Source organism: Glycomyces algeriensis (assembly GCF_027622855.1).
Classification (GTDB): Bacteria; Actinomycetota; Actinomycetes; order Mycobacteriales; family Micromonosporaceae; genus Glycomyces; species Glycomyces algeriensis.
This window is the reverse complement of sequence record NZ_JAPZVR010000004.1, coordinates 188,251-205,831: the sequence shown is the minus strand read 5'-3', so window position 1 is coordinate 205,831 and position 17,581 is coordinate 188,251. Positions and strand designations below refer to the sequence as shown.

General features: G+C 71.5%; 19 protein-coding genes. 7 read left to right on the top strand and 12 right to left on the bottom strand.

Features of this window, described 5'->3' with window-relative positions; genetic code table 11:
- Positions 1-31: 31 nt before the first annotated feature.
- Positions 32-718: a GntR family transcriptional regulator gene (locus O2L52_RS09570; RefSeq protein WP_270115149.1), complete on the bottom strand. Its 687-nt coding sequence runs from the start codon at positions 716-718 to the stop codon at positions 32-34.
- A gap of 112 nt (positions 719-830) precedes the next feature.
- Between O2L52_RS09570 and O2L52_RS09565 the strand changes: the two genes are divergently transcribed.
- Positions 831-2,009: an amidohydrolase gene (locus O2L52_RS09565; protein ID WP_270115148.1), complete on the top strand. Its 1,179-nt coding sequence runs from the start codon at positions 831-833 to the stop codon at positions 2,007-2,009.
- Between the two features lie 12 nt (positions 2,010-2,021).
- Here O2L52_RS09565 and O2L52_RS09560 read toward each other — a convergent pair whose 3' ends face one another.
- Both O2L52_RS09560 and O2L52_RS09555 read right to left on the bottom strand, forming a co-directional pair.
- Positions 2,022-2,564, bottom strand: a complete 543-nt coding sequence (locus O2L52_RS09560; protein WP_270115147.1) for a thioredoxin family protein — start codon at positions 2,562-2,564, stop codon at positions 2,022-2,024.
- A gap of 206 nt (positions 2,565-2,770) precedes the next feature.
- Positions 2,771-3,553, bottom strand: coding sequence for a MerR family transcriptional regulator (locus O2L52_RS09555; protein WP_270115146.1), 783 nt, complete (start codon positions 3,551-3,553; stop codon positions 2,771-2,773).
- A 94-nt stretch (positions 3,554-3,647) separates the two neighbouring features.
- Here O2L52_RS09555 and O2L52_RS09550 point away from each other — a divergent pair, with 94 nt between their 5' ends.
- From O2L52_RS09550 to O2L52_RS09540, 3 genes are all read left to right on the top strand, one after another.
- Positions 3,648-4,343 carry a DUF2306 domain-containing protein gene (locus tag O2L52_RS09550; protein WP_270115144.1) on the top strand — a complete coding sequence of 232 codons (696 nt, stop codon included), beginning with the start codon at positions 3,648-3,650 and terminating at the stop codon, positions 4,341-4,343.
- A gap of 22 nt (positions 4,344-4,365) precedes the next feature.
- Complete coding sequence (locus tag O2L52_RS09545; RefSeq protein WP_270115143.1) at positions 4,366-4,791, top strand: GNAT family N-acetyltransferase; 426 nt, start codon at positions 4,366-4,368, stop codon at positions 4,789-4,791.
- A gap of 127 nt (positions 4,792-4,918) precedes the next feature.
- A complete protein-coding gene (locus tag O2L52_RS09540) occupies positions 4,919-7,060 on the top strand; it encodes a HelD family protein (RefSeq protein WP_270115142.1) in 2,142 nt (713 codons plus the stop codon).
- A 4-nt stretch (positions 7,061-7,064) separates the two neighbouring features.
- On the opposite strand, the gene O2L52_RS09535 is transcribed toward O2L52_RS09540, so the two are convergent.
- The 3 genes from O2L52_RS09535 to O2L52_RS09525 are packed head-to-tail and all read right to left on the bottom strand — an operon-like array spanning position 7,065 to position 8,622.
- A complete protein-coding gene (locus tag O2L52_RS09535) occupies positions 7,065-7,307 on the bottom strand; it encodes a hypothetical protein (protein ID WP_270115141.1) in 243 nt (80 codons plus the stop codon).
- Entirely contained in the window at positions 7,304-7,924 is a 621-nt protein-coding gene (locus O2L52_RS09530; RefSeq protein WP_270115140.1) for a hypothetical protein, read from the bottom strand. Before O2L52_RS09530 ends, O2L52_RS09535 begins: the two co-directional genes overlap by 4 nt.
- Positions 7,921-8,622 carry a lysoplasmalogenase gene (locus tag O2L52_RS09525; protein WP_270115138.1) on the bottom strand — a complete coding sequence of 234 codons (702 nt, stop codon included), beginning with the start codon at positions 8,620-8,622 and terminating at the stop codon, positions 7,921-7,923. Before O2L52_RS09525 ends, O2L52_RS09530 begins: the two co-directional genes overlap by 4 nt.
- Before the next feature lie 360 nt (positions 8,623-8,982).
- Between O2L52_RS09525 and O2L52_RS09520 the strand changes: the two genes are divergently transcribed.
- Entirely contained in the window at positions 8,983-9,816 is an 834-nt protein-coding gene (locus O2L52_RS09520) for a class I SAM-dependent methyltransferase (RefSeq protein WP_270115137.1), read from the top strand.
- Between the two features lie 210 nt (positions 9,817-10,026).
- Here the strand turns inward: O2L52_RS09520 and O2L52_RS09515 are convergent, their stop codons facing one another.
- The 3 genes from O2L52_RS09515 to O2L52_RS09505 are packed head-to-tail and all read right to left on the bottom strand — an operon-like array spanning position 10,027 to position 12,581.
- Complete coding sequence (locus O2L52_RS09515; RefSeq protein WP_270115136.1) at positions 10,027-10,623, bottom strand: histidine phosphatase family protein; 597 nt, start codon at positions 10,621-10,623, stop codon at positions 10,027-10,029.
- Between the two features lie 36 nt (positions 10,624-10,659).
- Positions 10,660-11,640, bottom strand: coding sequence for an L-histidine N(alpha)-methyltransferase (gene egtD, locus O2L52_RS09510; RefSeq protein WP_270115135.1), 981 nt, complete (start codon positions 11,638-11,640; stop codon positions 10,660-10,662).
- Positions 11,641-11,693: 53 nt separating this feature from the next.
- Positions 11,694-12,581 (bottom strand): carbohydrate kinase family protein, encoded by an 888-nt coding sequence (locus tag O2L52_RS09505; RefSeq protein ID WP_270115397.1) that lies wholly within the window; start codon positions 12,579-12,581, stop codon positions 11,694-11,696.
- 225 nt (positions 12,582-12,806) lie between these two features.
- On the opposite strand from O2L52_RS09505, the gene O2L52_RS09500 reads away from it, so the two are divergent.
- A complete protein-coding gene (locus O2L52_RS09500) occupies positions 12,807-13,514 on the top strand; it encodes a DUF4245 family protein (RefSeq protein ID WP_270115134.1) in 708 nt (235 codons plus the stop codon).
- Positions 13,515-13,704: 190 nt separating this feature from the next.
- Here the strand turns inward: O2L52_RS09500 and O2L52_RS09495 are convergent, their stop codons facing one another.
- Positions 13,705-13,908, bottom strand: coding sequence for an exodeoxyribonuclease VII small subunit (locus O2L52_RS09495; RefSeq protein WP_270115133.1), 204 nt, complete (start codon positions 13,906-13,908; stop codon positions 13,705-13,707).
- A complete protein-coding gene (xseA, locus tag O2L52_RS09490) occupies positions 13,905-15,110 on the bottom strand; it encodes an exodeoxyribonuclease VII large subunit (RefSeq protein WP_373897044.1) in 1,206 nt (401 codons plus the stop codon). Before xseA ends, O2L52_RS09495 begins: the two co-directional genes overlap by 4 nt.
- A gap of 197 nt (positions 15,111-15,307) precedes the next feature.
- Here xseA and O2L52_RS09485 point away from each other — a divergent pair, with 197 nt between their 5' ends.
- Positions 15,308-16,270: a 4-hydroxy-3-methylbut-2-enyl diphosphate reductase gene (locus O2L52_RS09485; RefSeq protein WP_270115131.1), complete on the top strand. Its 963-nt coding sequence runs from the start codon at positions 15,308-15,310 to the stop codon at positions 16,268-16,270.
- Positions 16,271-16,420: 150 nt separating this feature from the next.
- On the opposite strand, the gene O2L52_RS09480 is transcribed toward O2L52_RS09485, so the two are convergent.
- Entirely contained in the window at positions 16,421-17,560 is a 1,140-nt protein-coding gene (locus O2L52_RS09480; RefSeq protein WP_270115130.1) for a DNA recombination protein RmuC, read from the bottom strand.
- Positions 17,561-17,581 lie beyond the last annotated feature (21 nt).

Here is a 17,581-nt window from a genome sequence, read left to right as displayed (position 1 = left end):
CGGGCGCTGTCGTCGATGAGGCACAGCGTTCTCAAGCATGTCGTTCTGAAGCGCTGATGCGCCGTCGGCGCGTCTTCGTCGCCTCGTTGGCGTCCACTGCTTCGAGCCGCCAGCGCCGGGTCGCCTCCAGGGTCGGGCCGCGCCCGTCCTCGATGTGCGCCAAGGCGATCGCGGCGGCCCGGTCGGGGTCGGCCGCTTCGAGCGCTTCGAGGAGCTCGGCGTGTTCGAGGCGCTGGCGGTCGGGGTCGCGTTCCACGGAGAGGTGGAAGAGCCAGCGCATTCGCGCTTCGAGGGGCTCCATGATCTGGGCGAGGAGCGGGTTGTTCGCGGCGGCGGTGATCTCGCGGTGGAAGGCCGCGTTGGCCTCGGTGAGGGCCTCGGGGTCGTCTTGGGGGCGGACGCAGGCGCGGAGGCGGGCGAGGGCTTCGGGTCCGGCTCCGGCGGCGGCGAGGCGGGCGGCGAGCGGTTCGAGGCCGGCGCGCACGTCGAGGAGGTCTTCGATGTCCTTGGGGGTGGGCACGGTGACGATGCTGCCCTGGCCGGGGACGGTGGTGACGAGGCCGTCGGCGGCGAGGCGCTGGAGTGCTTCGCGCAGTGGGATGCGGGAGACCTCGAACTCGGCGGCGAGGTCGCGTTCGATGAGTCGCGCGCCGGGCTCGAGGGCGACGGTGACGATGCGCTCGCGCAGGGCCTGGTAGACCTGTTCGGCTCGGGTCATGACGCTTCTCTCTCCGCTGGACCGGCCGGTGGCCGGGGGTCGGGTCAACGGTATACGGTCGCGGCTAGTGGTATACCGCTATGGGCGGGAACTGAGGCGAGAGGATCTGCACATGACCGACCTGCTACTGCGCAACGTCAGGCTCTGGGGCCGCGAGGGGCGCACGGACCTCCTGATCCGCGACGGCAGGATCGCCGCCGTCGAGGACTCGTTGAACGGTGACGGCGCGGTCGTCGAGGACCTGGGCGGCGCCGTCGTCATCCCCGGCCTCGTCGATGCGCACGCCCACGTCGACAAGACCCTGTGGGGCGGCCCCTGGGTGCCCCGGACCGCCGGACCGGGCCTCGCCGCCGCGATCGCGTACGGCGCCGGGCGCCGCGCCGAGTTCGGCGTCCCCAACCCCGACTTCATCACCGCGCTCCTCACCAACATGGTCGTCTCCGGCACCACCCACGCCCGCTCGCACGTGGACATCGACCCGGGCATCGGCATCGGGGCCGTCCACGCGGTGCGCGAGGCCGTCGCACGCCTCGCCGGGCGCATCGACGTCGAGCTCGTCGCCTTCCCGCAGACCGGCATCCTCGCCAGCCCCGGTACGGCCGAGCTGATGGACGAGGCCCTCAAGGCCGGCGTCAAGTCGATCGGCGGCATCGACCCCGAGGGCTTCGACGGCGACGCCGCGCAGCACCTCGACCTCGTCTTCGCCCTCGCCGAGAAGCACGGCGCCGAGATCGACATCCACCTCCACGACGGCGGCGACCTCGGCGTCCGCGAGTTCGACATGATCATCGAGCGGACCCGCGCCCTCGGCTACGCCGGCAAGGTCGTCATCAGCCACGCGTTCGCCCTCTGCGACGCCGACGACGCCACCCGCGCCCGCCTCATCGCCGACCTCGCCGAGCTCAAGATCGGCCTGACCTCCGTGGCGCCCAAGAAGATCCTGCCGCTGCGCGAACTCGACGAAGCCGGCGTCACCATGGGCATCGGCAACGACGGCGTGCGCGACCTGTGGAGCCCGTACGGCACCGGCGACAACCTGCAGCGCACCCAGTGGTTCGCCCGCAACGCCGGCTTCAGCAAGGACGCCGACATCGAACTGGCCCTGGAGGCCTCCACTTACGGCGGCGCGCGCCTGCTCAAGCTCGACGGCTACGGCCTCGCCGTCGGCGACAACGCCGACCTCGTCGCCGTCGCCGGTCGCAACCCGTCCGAGGCCGTGCTCGAGCACCGCACGCGCAAGCTCGTCCTCAAGAACGGCAACGTGGTCGCCCGCGACGGCGCGCTCGTCTGAACCGCCGACCGGCTACGACCGCCACTTGATGCCGCAGCCCGTCGACGGGTAGTGCGGCTCGGGGACCGGCTCGCCCCGGCGGACCAGCTCGATCGCGCCCGCCAGGTACTCCCCGGTGACGGGCACGCCGTTGCCGGGGGTCGAGCCGTCGAACGCGCCCCGGTAGGCGAGCGCGCGGTCGGGGCCGTAGAGGAAGAAGTCCGGGGTGCAGACCGCGCTGTAGGCGCGCGCGGTCTCCTGCGACTCGTCGACCAGGTACGGGAACGTCCAGTTCGCACGCGCCACCTGGTCGGCGAGGCCCGCGGGCGCGTCGTCGGGGTAGTTCTCGGCGTCGTTGGAGCAGACCGCCACCACGTCCAGGTCCGCCTGACCGGCGGCGAAGGACCCGAAGGCCTGCTCGATGTGGCGCACATAAGGGCAGTGGTTGCACAGGAACGCCACGAGCAGCATCGGCGAGTCGAACCCCGCGAGCGAGCGCACTTCGCCCTCGAGGTCCGGCAGCGAGAAATCGGGAGCGGGCGTGCCGAGCGGCACCATGTTCGAGTTGAGGGCCAAGGGAATCGCACTCCTCACAAGTCGGACGCAACCCCCACCGTGGCGGCGGGCGTCAGTGGGGGGGGGGGGCCCCTGGCCGGGTCGTGGGCCCCCCGCCGCCGGCCGTCTCGACTACCCCACTTCGTCGGACGGCCTCCTGGTGATGGCGGCAAAGTCTCTTGTCGAGCAGGCTTGGCCTCTGCCGCCGCGCCATCAGGTGCGTGGATTCAGCGTAGAACCGCCCATTCGACTTGCACAGTCCGAAACCCGACAAGTGCAGACATTGCTATTTGCGCATGGACGCATGACCCCACCGGCGCGGACGGCCCGGCATCAGCGTCCCTTGTGGATAAGCAATCCTCGTGTTCGGTCCGGTTCGCATCGGGCCCTTTGATGTCGCGCCCGGATATCTCGACCTGGGCGATGCGGCGGAGGGTCGTGAAGAGCGCGTCGCCGAGCACCGTCCCCACGATCATCGTCTCAAGAATTTCGTCGCGGTCCTCGCGCTGCATGAGGAGCCGGATGTCGGCCTCGGCCACCTGCTCGGCTGCAAGCGCGTACCGGTCCTCCTGCTCGACCAGGTCGGCGAGGCCCAGGAGGCGCAGGCGCCCGATGACGTCGGCGAGGGCCTTCAGGTACTCGTGGTCGAGGGGGATCCGGTGCCAGCCGCGGCGGCGCACGATCCCGCGGGCCGTCTCGAGGTCGGCCTGGTCGGGCTCCTCGGCGGGCGCGCGGTGGCTCGAGAGGGCCCGGCTGGCGACGCCGAGGGCGCTGTCGAGGTCGCGGCGCGGGTCCTCGACCTCGGCGAGGACCTCGCGGACCTTGGCGATCGGGAGCGCGCCGGTCTCGACCATGGAGCGCACCAGCCGCAGTCGACGCACGTGCTCCTCGCCGTAGCGGACCTGGTTGTGGCCGGTCCGCTCGCCGCCGGAGACGAGGCCTTCGCGCACGTAGTACTTGATCGTGGCCACCGGGACCCCGGTCCTGGCGCTGAGCTCACCGATTCGCATGCGTCCTTCATACCCGAACGGCGGTGGTGACCCGTCCGATTTAGTGATAGCGTTACTATCGATAGTTTAGCTCACGACTTAGGAGCACCCCCTCATGAGCGCCACTCTCACCGTCCCGAAGCAGACACCGCCCAGACGCGGCCGGATCGCGGTCGTCGTGGTCGCGATCGCCAGCGTCGCGATCGTCCTCAGCGCCGTGCCGCCCTACCTCGCGGGGGTGGAGCCGCGCGTCGACATCCGCGAGAACGTGCCGGTCCACCTGCCGCTCCTCATCGCGCACGCCGCCGCCGGCGGCATCGCGCTCCTGGTGGGCCCGTTCCAGTTCTTCGGCTCGATCCGCCGCAACCACCCGAAGGTCCACCGCACTCTCGGCCGGGTCTACCTGCTCGGCGGCATCCTCCCGGGCGCGCTCACCGGCATCGTCGTCGCCGTGCTGACCACGGCCGGGCCGATCGCGCTCGTCTCGTTCGTGCTCCTCGACGTGTTCTGGCTCTACTCCGCCTGGCGCGCCTACCGGGCCGTGCGGTCGCGCGACTTCGCCGCGCACGAGCGGTGGATGCTGCGCTCCATGGCCGCGACGTTCGCCGCCGTCATGCTGCGGGTCTACCTGGGCCTGTTCATCGCCGTGCAGCTGCCGCTGCTCGAGGGGTTCTACGACGGCGACTTCGAGGCGCTCTTCAGCGTCGCCTACACGGGCGCGATCGTCGGCTCGATCGTCCTCAACCTGCTGTTCATCGAGATCTACCTGCGCCGCAAGGCGAACCGCCGGATTTCCGCTGGCGCGCCCTGATCGGCGGGCATAGGTTGGAGCGATGAGCGACGCGTACACGATCTCCTCCGACCCCGACCGCCTCGACCGCGCGTGGATCCACCAGGTCATCTCCACCGACACGTACTGGGCGACAGGGCGCACCCGCGAACGCAGCGACCTCGCCATCGACCACTCGCTCCCGTTCGGGCTCTACGACGCGGACGGCCGCCAGCTCGCGTTCGCGCGGCTGGTCACCGACCACGCCTACTTCGGATGGCTCAGCGACGTGTACGTCGACCGCGAGGCGCGCGGCAAGGGATTGAGCAAGCGGCTCGTCGCGCACATCCTTGACGAGGCCGAGCGGATGGGCCTGAAACGGGTCCTCCTGGCGACCGCCGACGCGCAGGGCCTCTACCGCCAGTTCGGGTTCGAGGAGATCGACGACGACTTCTCCTGGATGTACCGCGTGCGGCCGGCGCAGCCGTAGGGGAGGAGCGCGGGGGACCCGCCGTCCCCGTCCAGCGTGCGCAAGCACTCCCTCGTCCATGATCGGCGGACGGGTCTCGCCGCGACGCGCTAGGCTGGTGCGTTCCCGAATTCGAGCGAGGAGCGCAGTGTCCCAGGAACCAGGCCCCGCCGACGCCCAGCACGACCAGGACGTCGACACGACGCATGCCGTCCCCGTCCCCGATCCGGCCAGCACCCCCGAGCAGGAGATCGCGATCGAGCAGGGCTTCGTCGACCGCGTGTACGCGCGCGTCGACGTGCTCCGCGGCGAAGCCGAGGGCAACCGCGACTCCGGCTACGCCCACCTCGCCGCCACTGTGCCCGGTGCGCGGTACGAACGCGACGTGTTCGTCTTCCAAGCCGCCCGCCGCATCGCCGACCTCGACTCCCAGCACGAGGGACTCGTGTTCGGGCGCCTCGACTTCGACGACGGCAAGGTCCGCCACGTCGGCCGCCTCGGCGTCCGCGACGAGGAGTACCGCACCCTCCTGGTCGACTGGCGCGCCCCCGCCGCCGCCCCGTTCTACCGCGCCACCGCCCTCGAACGGCAGGACGTCGCGCGCCGCCGCGTCATCCGCTCCTTCGGCCGCACCGTCGAGGAGATCAGCGACGACCTGCTCAATGAGGACGCCGCCGAACGCCTCCCCGTGATCGGCGACGGCGCGCTCATGGCCGCCTTGGGCCGCAAGCGGACCGGGCGCATGCGCGACATCGTCGCCACGATCCAGGCCGAGCAGGACGCCGCCATCCGCGCGCCCGGCCGCGGCGCCACCATCATCACCGGCGGGCCCGGCACCGGCAAGACCGTCGTGGCCCTGCACCGCGCCGCGTTCCTGCTCTACCAGGACCGCAGCCGCTACGAGGCCGCCGGCATCCTCGTCGTCGGCCCCTCGGCCGTGTTCATGAAGTACATCGGGCGGGTCCTCCCCAGCCTCGGCGAGGAGACCGCCGCCCTGTACTCCCTCGGCGAGCTGTACGCCGGCGTCGAGGCCGTCCGCCAGGACCGGCCCGAGGTCGCGGCCGTCAAGGGCGGCACCGTGATGCTCCCGATCCTGCGCCGCCTCGTCCGCCAGACGCCCCCCGGCGCCCCGGACGAGCTGCGGATCGTCTACCGCGGCGACGTGTTCAAGCTCGACGCCGCCGAGCTCGCGGCCGCCCGCGCCCGCGTCTTCGAGAAGGAGCCGCGCCCCAACCTCGCCAAGACCGAGGCCGGACGCGCGCTCCTGGTCGCCTTGTGGCGCAAGATCAAACCGGTCGTCGAAGAGGCCGAGCCCGCGAAGTTCTCCCGCGACGTCGGCTCGCGCGGCGAGTTCCTCACCTTCCTCGACCACTGGTGGCCCGACCTCGACCCGTCCGACGTGCTCGCCTGGGGCGGCGACGTGCGCCGCCTCGCCTCCGCCGCCGAAGGGCACATGAAGAAGGAGGCGATCGAGAACGTCGCCGCCTCGCTGCGCGAGACCGACTTCTCCATCCCCGACGTGGCGCTCCTCGACGAGCTGCGCATCCTCCTCGGCGTCAAGCCCCAGCCGCGGGGCCGCGACCGCATCCGCTCGTGGGACGGCATCCAGGAGGTCTCCACCGTCCAGGACCGCTACTACGACCGGCCCGAACGGCAGGCGCGCGACGCGTTCTACGAGGACTACGCGCACGTCATCGTCGACGAGGCCCAGGACCTCTCGCCCATGCAGTGGCGCATGCTCGGCCGCCGCGGTCGCGGCGCCGGGTGGACCATCGTCGGCGACGAGGCCCAGTCCAGTTGGCCGCGCCCGAGGGAGAGCGCCGACGCCCGCCGCCGCGCCGTCCCCAGCGGCCGCCTCCACGAGTTCCACCTGACCAAGAACTACCGGAACTCCAAAGAGGTCTTCGAGTACGCCGCCGACTGGGCGAAGCCGCGCCTGCGCAACATCGACCTCCCCGAGGCCGTGCGCGAGACCGGCGTTTCCGTCGTCGAGAAGACGGTCGCCGCCGATGCCCTCCTCCCGGAGGTCGCCGGCGCGGTCGTCCAGGCCCTCGGCGCCGTCGAAGGCACCGTCGGCATCATCGCCCCGTACCGCCGCCACGCCGAACTGGCCGACATCGTCCACGACGGCCGCGTGACCCTGGTGGGGCCCTTGGAGTCCAAGGGCCTCGAATGGGACGCGGTCATCGCCGTGGACCTCGAAGCCGTCGCCAAGGCGCACGGCGCGGGCGTCGCCTACGTGGTCCTCACCCGGGCCACGCAGCGCCTCACCAGGATCGACCTGGCCTGAACGGTCAGCCCTCGGGAGTGCTCCGGCCGCGCCGCCGGTCGGACCTCCTGAGGGCGTACACGAAGAGGGCGGCCACGAGGATCCCCGGTCCCATGTGGACCAGCAGGACGCCGAAGAGGCTCGGGCCGCCCCAGTCGTCCTCGTAGCTCGACGGGTCGCCGAAGTCGATCACGAACGGCTCGAGCACGGCCCGGACGATGAAGAAGCCGCCGATCACGAAGGCCAGCAGCCACAAGACGCGTTTCATGACCCGACTGTAGTGCCGCCCGACACCCGGCGCGGGTACCGCTTGAGCAGCGCCGCGGACAGCGCGGTCGCAGCAATGAGCGTCGCCGTCGGCAGCCACACCAGGTTCGGGCGGTCCTCAGCGGACACCGGCTGCCAGCGGGAGCCGCCGGAGCCGAGGAGCGCGAAGTCGGTCCATCCGGAGGACGAGTAATGGGCGATCCGATCCCCGGGTTCGACGGCCTCGCCCGTGACGACCTCGATCGCCTCCGACCACGGCGCGGGGCCCTGTTCCCATGCGGTGTATTGGTACTCGGTCACCTCGCATGAGCGGACGACACCGAAACCGAGCGGGCCGCGCTCGCAGTCGCCGACCCCGACCACCTCCACCACGGGATAGGCGCGCTCGCCGAACGGGGCGCCGTACGCGAGCCGGACCTCGACCGCCAACTGCACCAGGGCGATGACGGCCAGCACGCCGACGAGGTCGACGAGCATCCGGCGCCGAGTGCGCGACCGGTTCGGGCGCTCGGGCCGGTACGGCTCAGCGGGGATCAGGAAACGCAGCGCCACCATCACGCCGCCGAAGACCAGGAACGCGAACACGAGGATCGCGGCGATGTTGACCAGCGAGCTCATGCGGCGGCGTTACGGGGGAGGGCCTTGATGGTGCCGAGGACCAGGAGCAGTTGCGCCGCAGCGTACGTCGCCATCACCGCTTGCGACTGCAGCGGGAAGTCCACACCGGCCACGCCCAGGCCGAGGATCAGGTCCGAGACCACGAACAGCGCGCCGCCGAGCGCGGCCTTGCGGTTCAGCCCGGCCGCTTCCGCCGCCATCGCCACCAGCAGCAGGCTGTACACCGCGACCGGAATCGCGAGATCCCCGAGCCGCGGCCACAGAACGATGTTGGCACCCAACCAGACCGCGAGATAGCAGGCGGGCGCGAGGAAGCGCCGCCGCAGCGGCAGCGCCGCCAGACGCACGAACACCGCGAAGTACGTGATCTGCATGAGCCCGAACAGGCCCATGCCGACCAGGAACGCCGGCTCGCCCTCCACCAGCAGCGCGATGTCGGCAGCGCACGCCAGGAGCAGGCCGAGGCCGAACAGGCGGGCCGGGCGCATGCCGGGCGGGGTCGAGACGATGAGGTGGGCGAGCAGCAGGAGCGCCAGCGCGGGCTTGGACGCCCAGCGGAGCGCGCCGAGGTCGAAACCGACACCGGCGAGGCTGATCGCGGCGAGATCCACCGCGATGGCGACCGCGAAGGCCCACAACCAGAAGCGCGCCGGGAAGCGCACCAGGAGCGAGCGGATCAACAGGAGGGGAGGGTTCATGGGTGCCGGAGCTTATCAGAACGCCCGCCCGCCGGGGGTCGGTCGAGGCCCTGTCTGCACGCGTCGGCGCGCTGCGAATCGATCACGGATCGCCGGAAAAGCGCCGGCGCCGTGCTCGCGAAGCTGCACTTACCTCGGACCGAGAACCGGCTACGGAACGTCGCGAACCGGCCGCGAGCCCTCGGCTCCGGGCGCGGAAACGGATCGCCGGGAGACCACTGGCGCCCCGCAACTCGACCACTGCACCTTCGCTCGCTGGCGACCTGTCGGGCACCGCCGGAACGCGGATCGCCGGAAAAGCGCTGGCGCTCTCGGGGCCGATCGGCGATGCTGCGCCGATGAGAAACAGGAGCCGTTCCGATGACCGCTGACGCCTGGGAATGGGACGAGACCCTCTTCGCCGGCAGCGCCGCCCACTACAGCGTCGGTCGGATGCCGTATCCGTCCGGCCTCGCCGCCGCCGTGCGCGATGCGCTGGGGCTCGACGGCACCGGCCGGCTGCTCGACGTCGGCTGCGGCCCGGGCTCGCTGACGCTGCTGCTCGCCCCGCTTTTCGCCTCCACTGTGGGCGTCGACCCGGACGCGGGCATGCTCGCCGAAGCCGCCAGGCGGGCCGAGGAAGCCGGGCTCGCCGACGTCGAATGGCGGCGGCTGCGCGCCGAAGCACTGCCAGATGACCTGGGCGCCTTCAAGGTCGTCGCCTTCGCGCAGTCCTTCCACTGGATGGACCGTCCCCTCGTGGCCCGCCGCGTCCGCGACCTGCTCGAACCCGACGGGTTCTGGATCCACGTCGGCGCCACCACGCACCGCGGCGCCGAGGTCGATTCGCTGCCCCACCCGGCACCGCCCTGGGACCGCATCGGCGAACTGGTCGCCGCCTACCTCGGGCCGGTCCGCCGCGCCGGACAGGGCTACCTGCCGGGCGGCACCGCGGGCGGCGAAGAGGAGGTCATGCGGGGAGCCGGGTACACCAAGGTCACCCGCATCCAGGTCGACGACGGCCGGGTCTTCGACCGCAGTGTCGACGCGGTGGTCTCGGCGGTGTTCTCACTGTCGAGTTCGGCCCCGCACCTGTTCGGGGAGCGCCTGCCCGCCTTCGAGACCGAGCTGCGGGCCCTCCTGGACGACGCCGCGCCCGACGGCCGGTTCTCCGAGCGCGAAGTGTCCACCGGCGTCGTCATCTGGCGGCCCTGACCGACTGCGGTCGTCACCTCGAACCCTGACGCGCTCACCCGAAAGCCGGCGTCGGCGCGGGACGCGACCAGGCGGGCGCCGGCGTTCCGGGTGAACTTCACCGCGGCCGCACTCCTTGGGTACCGGCGATTCGCGCATCCGGCTCACCCAGGCGGGGAGCTGCGAGCCGTTTGACCGAACCCCTTGGGGGACAGCGTCATTTAGGCGGTGTCACCACTCGCCGGTCGCGGCCGCCGGCGTGAGGTTCCACAGTGTGATCGCGTGGTGCCCGTGCTCGTAGCCGAGCGCGGCGATCGAGGCGGTGTCGATCTTGAACTCGCGGCCGTCGCGGGCCGGCCTGCCGAGCCAGCGGGCCGCGGCGACGCGGAGGCTGTGGCCGTGGGCGATGAACGCGACGTCGCCGTGCTCGAGGAGCGCTTCCGCTTCGGCGAGGGCGCGGTCGAGGCGGGCGGAGACCTCCTCGGCCGTCTCGCCGCCGGAGCCCTTGCCGCCGTCGGTCCAGAGCGACCAGTCGGGGTTCTCGGCCTGGATGTCCTCGCTGGTGCGCCCCTCGTAGTCGCCGTAGCCCCATTCGGCGAGGTCGGGGATGACGGCGGTGACCGCGAGGCCCGCCAGGTCGGCGGTGACGAGCGCCCGTTTGCGCGGGCTCGACCAGACCGCGGTGAACTCGCGTCCGGCGAGCAGCGGTGCGAGTGCTTTCGCTTGGGCCACACCGTTCTCGGTGAGGTCGAGGTCGGTGACGGACGTATGCTGGCCCGACGCGGACCAGGTGGTCTCGCCGTGGCGGATGAGCACGATCTCTCCCATGCCGACCACCTTAATCCGGCCCGGCCCCGAAGACCCCTAGATCGCGCGGGCGAGGAACACGCCCATGTAGCCGTGCTCGTCGGTCCAGCAGCGGGTCGTCTCGAATCCGCTGGCCTGGAGCTGGTTCTGGAGCTCGCCGGGCTGGAACTTGGTGGAGATGCCGGTGTGGATCTCCTCGCCGACGCTGAACGCGATGTCGATCGCGAGCGCCGCGACGTCCACTTTCATCGGCTTCATGGCGCGCAGGCGCATGTCGATGGTCGCGGTGTCGTTGTCCCACAGGGCGATGTGCTCGAAGTTGTCGGGTTCGAAATCGGCGTCGAGGCGGTGGTTGAGGACGTACAGGACGTGCCGGTTGAACTCGGCGGTGACACCCGCGGCGTCGTTGTAGGCCGCGAGGATCACCTCGGGGTCCTTGACGAGGTCCGCGCCGAGCAGGAACCAGTCGCCGGGGCGCAGGGACTCGCGCAGGTCGCCCAGGAACTCGCTGCGCTCCATGGCGGTGAAGTTCCCGAAGGTGCCGCCGAGGAACGCGACGAGCCGCATGTCGTGGTGGTCGGGCAGGTGCGCGAGGTGGCGGGTGAAGTCGCCGATGATGCCGCCGAGGTGCGCGTTCGGGTAGGCGGTGGCCAGTTCGAGGAGCACGTCCCGGACCTCGCCCTCGGCCACGTCGAACGGCCAGAACGCGTCGAGGCGGCCGGCCGACGCGAGCGCGCCGAGGAGCGGCCGGATCTTCTCGGCCCGGCCCGCGCCGAGCTCGATCACGGAGACCGGTTCGGGGCCGAGCGCGTCCGCGATCTCCGCGGCCCGGTCGTGGAGGACCGCCCGCTCGCTGCGCGTCTGGTAGTACTCGGGCTGGCGGGTGAGCTCGCCGAAGAGCGTCGAACCGCGGCCGTCGTAGTGCAGGCGCATGGGCAGGTGCTTGGGGTGCGCGGTGAGGCCCCGCCGGACGTCGCTCTGCAGCGACGCGTCGAGGTCGGACACGTCGAGGCAGATGCGCAGTTCGGGTGCGGGCACACCACGATCTTATGTCGACTGGAGGCGTGTTTCGCCTCAGTGAACGCAGGGCGTCACGGCGCGCCGGGGACAGTGCACGCCTGAGCGGCGACCTGGCTCGCGTAGCGCAGGGCCGCGGCGACCACGGCCTGGTTGCCCCAGGCGGGGAGCCGGTCACGGCGCATCCAGCCCGCCGAGGTGAGCCAGCCGATGAGCCCGGAGGTGAACGCGTCGCCCGCGCCGATCGAGTCCACGACGTCGACCGGCGGGGCCGTCATCTCGGTGGTGTGGTTGCGGTGGAACGCCACTGAGCCGGCGTCGCCGAGTGTCACGACCACGAGTTCGGGGCCCTCCCCGAGCCATTTGCGGGCGATCTCCTCGACGGCGGTGCCCGGGTAGAGCTGGGCGAGGTCGCGTTCCGAGACGCGCACTAGGGTCGCGAGGCCGACCAGGCGCTCGGTGCGTTCGAGGACTTTGGCGTGCTCGCCCATGGCGCTGAGGCGGATGTTCGGATCGAAGGAAATCGGGACGGCGCGCCGCGCGCGGTTCACCCAGTGCTCGATGGCGCGGGCGGAGGGCTCGAGGTAGGCGGCGAGGGAGCCGAAGTGGATGAGGTCGACGCGGGCCGGGTCCGGTTTGGGGAGGGGGCGGCCGTCCCAGGCGAAGTCGGCGGTGCCGGTCGTCCAGTAGTCGTAGTCGGCGCTGCCGTCCTCGTGGACGATCGCGAGGCCGAGGGTGGAGGGCAGGTCGGTGCGGAGCAGCCAGTCGCGGCGCACGCCCGCCGCGATGTGGCGACGCCAGGCCTGGCGGCCGAAGTGGTCGCCGCCGACGGCGCCGACGAGCGCGGTCGGGATCCCGCGCCGGGCGAGCGAGACGGCGGTGTTGGCGGGTCCGCCGCCGCAGGTCGGGCGGAGCTGGCCGCCGGGAGCTGGGACGAGGTCGATGATGTTCTCGCCTGCCACGAGGATCAATGGTGGCTCCTTCCGTCGGGCGCGCGGGTGCCGCTGCGGAGAGGGTATTGCAGGGCGCCGACGGCCTGGAAGTCGGATTCGCGTCGGGGTGGGCGGGCGCGTCCGGGTTGCGAGGGCTTGGAGGTCTCGTCGCGCCGGATTGGGGTGTGGGATTCGTGGGCCACGCCGGGACGGGGCGGTGCGGCGGGCGGCAGGGCGGTCGTTCAGGATGGAGTCATGTCCACCGAAGAGGTCAAGGTCGAAGCCGGGGTCGCGGGCGGCGCTGTCGACGGCAGTGCTGTTGAAGGCGGCACTGTTGAAAGCGGCACTGCTGAGGGCGGTTCCGCTGAAGGCACTGCCGAGGCACCGGCTCCGGGTGTCGAGCGCGACGAGGTCGAGAACGAGGCCGTCGCGAACGCCACCGCGGCCAAGTCCGCGCGCCCGAAGCAGCGGCGGATGCGCGACATGGCGATGTCGATGGCGGTGCTGCTGGTGCCGATCGGCCTGTTCTACGTCGGCTGGCAGTGGCTCGCCGCGGACCGGCAGGTCAGCGTGGTCGACACGAGCGCGAACTACTCCACGGCGGCGAGCCTCGGCCTCGCGGTGATCGAGCCGGAGCTCGGCGGCGAGTGGAAGGCGATCTCGACCGACCTCGCGGTCGAGGGCGAGACCGTCACGCTCCGCACCGGCTACTACTCGCCGGAGGGCAACGGCCTGCAGCTCTCGGAGACCAACGGCACGGCCCTCGACGTGAACGAGAACCTCTCCGGCGCTGGCAGCTCGGTCGAGTCGGCCGGGATCCAATGGGCCGCATACGAGTCGGACAACGGCGAGACCTGGGTGGCCGAGATCGGCGGCGAGACCGTCGTCCTCAGCGCCGAACCCGACGGCGTCGGCGACCTCCCCGAACTGGCGGAAGGCGTGGCCGAGGCCGCGGGCGCTTAGCGAAGCGTTACCCGCGACGGTGTCGTACCCCCGAGCCAGCATGGAATCGGGGGACCCCAGCGTGTCCGTTTTGAAGGCTGATGCCGAAAATGCGGCGTTAACGGCGGGGCATTGCGGCGCCCCGGCGTACGCCGTCCGCGAGGGACCCGAGGCCGATTCCCGCGGCCTTCGGCGCGGCGCCCCGTTCGGCTCAGTCCTCGTCGGCTTCCGGCTCCGTGCGGGCCTTCAGCCGCTCCCGTGCGCCCTCGAGGTGCGACTGGCACAGGTCGGCGAGCTTCTCGCCTCGCTCCCACAGCGCGAGCGACTCCTCCAGGGTGGCGCCGCCGGCCTCAAGCCGTTCGACCGTGGCCACCAGTTCCGCCCGGGCCTCTTCGTAACTCAACTTGTCGCTCACTGCTCGTCCTCCCTCGTGTGCACGACAGCGGCCCGCAGCGATCCCGCCGCCAGCCGCACTTCGATCGCTTCGCCCGCATCGGCCGCTTCCCGCAGCACCGCACCGGTCTCGGTGTCGGTGACGATCGCGTAGCCGCGGTCGAGCGTCGACTGCGGCGACAACGACCGCAGGCGCGCCCGCAGATGCTCCAGCTCGTCCGTCGACCGCTCGAGCCGCGAGTCGACGCGGGCGCGCATGCGGTGGGTCAGGTTCGCGACCACTTCGCCGCGCGCCTCCAGCATCGTCTCCGGCCGCGCCAGCACCGGGCGGGCGCGCATCGCCGCGAGCCCGTCCGTCTCGCGGGTCAGCATCGCATTGAGCGCCTGGCGCAGCCGGGTGCGGCTGATGTTCAGGCCGCGCTGCTCCTCGGCGAGGTCGGGGACCACTTTCTTGCCGGCCTCGGTGGGGGTCGAAGCGCGCCAGTCGGCCACGTAGTCGAGGATCGGCGTGTCCGGTTCGTGCCCGATCGCGGAGACCACGGGCGTCACCGCCTCGGCGACCGCACGGCACAGGGTCTCGTCCGAGAACGGCAGCAGGTCCTCCATCGAGCCGCCGCCGCGGGCGATCACGATGACCTCCACGTCAGGGTCCCGGTCGAGCTCGGCCAGCGCCGCGCACACCTCAGTGACCGCGCGCGGCCCCTGGACGGCGACCTCGCGGACCTCGAAGTCGGCGGACGGCAGGCGGGCCTTGGCATTCTTCAGGACGTCGCGCATCGCATCGGAGGCGCGGCCGGTGATGAGCCCGATCCGGTAGGGCAGGAAGGGAAGCGGCTTCTTGCGCTCGGCCGCGAACAGGCCTTCTGCGGCGAGCAGCTTCTTGAGGCGTTCGAGGCGGGCGAGGAGCTCGCCGAGGCCGACCTGGCGGATCTCGCGCACATGCAGCGAGAGGGAGCCGTTCTTGTCCCACCACTGGGCCTGGGCGCGGATGACGACCTGCGCGCCGTCGCGCAGCGGCGGGTCGCAGGCGGCGACGGCGCCGGTGAAGTCGACGACCCGCATCGAGACCTCGGCGGACGGGTCGCGGAGCGTCAGGTAGACGGTGCGGCCGCGGTGGCTGATCTCGGTGATCTGGCCTTCGGTCCACACCTCGCCGAGGCGGGCGAGCCAGTCGCCGATCTTCTTCGAGACGACCCGCAGCGGCCACGGGTTCTCGGCGCTCATCGGCACGCCCGGCCCGGTGGCGCCCGGTTTCGCCGCGCCCTGCCCCGCGGCGGGGCCGGACCGGTCCGAGGCGCCCGGCTGCTCCGGGGTGCCGGGACGTTCCGAGGTGCTGTCGGTGGCGCTGCTCGCTGCGTCGGTCACGTGGCCAGACTAACTGCAGGGTGTGACGAAACCGGGCGGCCGGATACCATCGAGGCGTGGCAGACCCGAAGCGAGTGTTGTTGGCCAAGCCGCGCGGGTACTGCGCGGGCGTGGACCGGGCCGTGGTGACCGTCGAGAAGGCGCTGGAGCTGTACGGCGCTCCCGTGTACGTGCGCAAGGAGATCGTGCACAACCGGCATGTGGTGGAGACCCTCGCCGGCAAGGGCGCGGTGTTTGTCGAGGAGAACGAGGAGGTGCCGCCGGGTTCGGTGGTGGTCTTCTCGGCGCACGGCGTGGCGCCCGAGGTCCACGACCAGGCGGCCGAGCGCGGCCTGAAGGCGATCGACGCGACGTGCCCCCTGGTGACGAAGGTGCACAAGGAGGCCGTGCGGTACGCCGAGGAGGACTTCGACATCCTGCTCATCGGCCACGAGGGCCACGAGGAGGTCATCGGGACCTCCGGCGAGGCGCCCGAGCACATCCAGCTCGTGGACGGCCCCGACTCGGTCGACCAGGTCGTGGTGCGCGACCCCGCGAAGGTCGTGTGGCTCTCGCAGACGACGCTCTCGGTCGACGAGACCATGGAGACCGTGGACCGGCTCAAGAAGCGCCTGCCGATGCTCCAGAGCCCGCCGAGCGACGACATCTGTTACGCGACGCAGAACCGCCAGCAGGTGGTCAAGGACATCGCGGACGAGTGCGACGTGATGCTCGTGGTCGGCTCGAAGAACTCCTCGAACTCGGTGCGGCTGGTCGAGGTCGCGGTGCAGCACGGCGCCAGGGCCGGGCACCTCATCGACTTCGCGCACGAGATCGACGAGGCCTGGCTGGAGGGAGCGTCCACTGTGGGCCTGTCTTCGGGGGCCTCGGTGCCCGACAACCTGGTGCAGGACGTGCTCGCGCACCTGGCCGAACGCGGATTCACGAACGTGGAGGAGTTCGAGCCGGTGACGGAGAAGATCTCGTTCTCCCTCCCGCGCGAACTCGCCAAGGACCTCAAGGCCGCCGGCCGCGCCTGAGACCCGATCTTTGCCCCGGTTCCCTCTTTCGAGTGACAAATTCGTTTACGACGGTAAGAACGGCCGTTTCTTGTCGGACCCGGGCAGGAGACTTGAACCGGGGACGCCCCCCTGGGAGGGCGGGGGACTGCCCGGAGCCGTGAGCTGGGGCTAAGGCCGCAAATCCTCGGCCGCGTCCCAGGTTGGCCTGCGCGTCGGCGTGATCACCGGCGCCGGGGACTCCGGCGCCTCGCCCGCGACCTCCAGCTCGGTGAACCGCCGCGCCGTCACCAGCAGCCGCGACTCCACACTCGCGACCGCCGCGTTGTACGACCCGACCGCCGCCTCCAGCGACGACCCCAGCCGCGAGAAATGCCCCGCCACCGCACCGAGCCGCTCATGCAGCTCCCGCCCCAGCTTGTGCACCTCCTTCGCATGCTGCGCCAGCGCCTCCTGCCGCCACGTGTGCGCCACCGTCCGCAGCAGCGCCATCAGCGTCGCCGGCGACGCGATCACCACACCCCGCCCGAACGAGTCCTCCAGCAGCGCCGGATCCCCCCGCAGCGCCGCATCCAAGAACGCGTCCGCCGGCACGAACAGCACCACCATCTCCGGCGTGTCCTCGAACGCCCGCCAGTATTCCTTGCCCGCCAACGACTCCACATGCCGCCGCAGATGCTTCGCGTGCATCCGCAGCAACTGCTCCCGCCCTGCCTCGTCCTCCGACTCCAGCGCCTGCAGATACGACTGCAGCGGCGCCTTCGCGTCCACCACGAGCGTCCGCCCGCCAGACAACCGCACCACCAGGTCAGGCCGCACCCCGCGCCCGTCCACCAGACCGGAATGCTGCTCGGAGAAATCGCAGTGCTCGACCATCCCCGCGGCCTCCACGATCCGCCGCAACTGCACCTCGCCCCACTGCCCGCGCACCTGCGGCGACCGCAGCGCCCCCAGCAGCCGCCCCGTCTGCTCCCGCAGATCCTCCGAGGTCTCCGCGACCCCCGACAGCTGAATCCGCAACTGCGCGTACGCGTCCACCCGCGCCCGCTCCACATCCCCGAGCCGCGTCTCATACCGCGCCAACGTCTCCGCGATCGGCGCGAGCACCTGCCCCACCGCCTGCCGCGAATGGTCCGTCGCCTCGTACGCGACCGCCTTCAACGTCGACTCGAGCCGCCGCTCGTTGTCCGCCGCGGCCTCCAGCCGCGCCGTCGCCGCCGCCAACTCCGCGCTCTGGCGCGACCGCCCCGCGAACCAGCCGCCGAAACCGCCCGCCGCCAGGCACACCACCGCCAATAGGACCCACGTCATACGGGCCAGTCTAGAAGGGTG

Coding starts and splice junctions, on each gene's coding strand:
- O2L52_RS09515 (WP_270115136.1), bottom strand. CDS start 10,623: ATGGGAGAGATCGTGCTCATCCGCCACGGCGAGACCACCTGGTCCGCG.
- O2L52_RS09525 (WP_270115138.1), bottom strand. CDS start 8,622: ATGAACCCTCCCCTCCTGTTGATCCGCTCGCTCCTGGTGCGCTTCCCG.
- O2L52_RS09555 (WP_270115146.1), bottom strand. CDS start 3,553: ATGCGAATCGGTGAGCTCAGCGCCAGGACCGGGGTCCCGGTGGCCACG.
- xseA (WP_373897044.1), bottom strand. CDS start 15,110: ATGAGCGCCGAGAACCCGTGGCCGCTGCGGGTCGTCTCGAAGAAGATC.
- O2L52_RS09570 (WP_270115149.1), bottom strand. CDS start 718: ATGACCCGAGCCGAACAGGTCTACCAGGCCCTGCGCGAGCGCATCGTC.
- O2L52_RS09500 (WP_270115134.1), top strand. CDS start 12,807: ATGTCCACCGAAGAGGTCAAGGTCGAAGCCGGGGTCGCGGGCGGCGCT.
- O2L52_RS09530 (WP_270115140.1), bottom strand. CDS start 7,924: ATGAGCTCGCTGGTCAACATCGCCGCGATCCTCGTGTTCGCGTTCCTG.
- O2L52_RS09550 (WP_270115144.1), top strand. CDS start 3,648: ATGAGCGCCACTCTCACCGTCCCGAAGCAGACACCGCCCAGACGCGGC.
- O2L52_RS09545 (WP_270115143.1), top strand. CDS start 4,366: ATGAGCGACGCGTACACGATCTCCTCCGACCCCGACCGCCTCGACCGC.
- O2L52_RS09480 (WP_270115130.1), bottom strand. CDS start 17,560: ATGACGTGGGTCCTATTGGCGGTGGTGTGCCTGGCGGCGGGCGGTTTC.
- O2L52_RS09565 (WP_270115148.1), top strand. CDS start 831: ATGACCGACCTGCTACTGCGCAACGTCAGGCTCTGGGGCCGCGAGGGG.
- O2L52_RS09520 (WP_270115137.1), top strand. CDS start 8,983: ATGACCGCTGACGCCTGGGAATGGGACGAGACCCTCTTCGCCGGCAGC.
- O2L52_RS09535 (WP_270115141.1), bottom strand. CDS start 7,307: ATGAAACGCGTCTTGTGGCTGCTGGCCTTCGTGATCGGCGGCTTCTTC.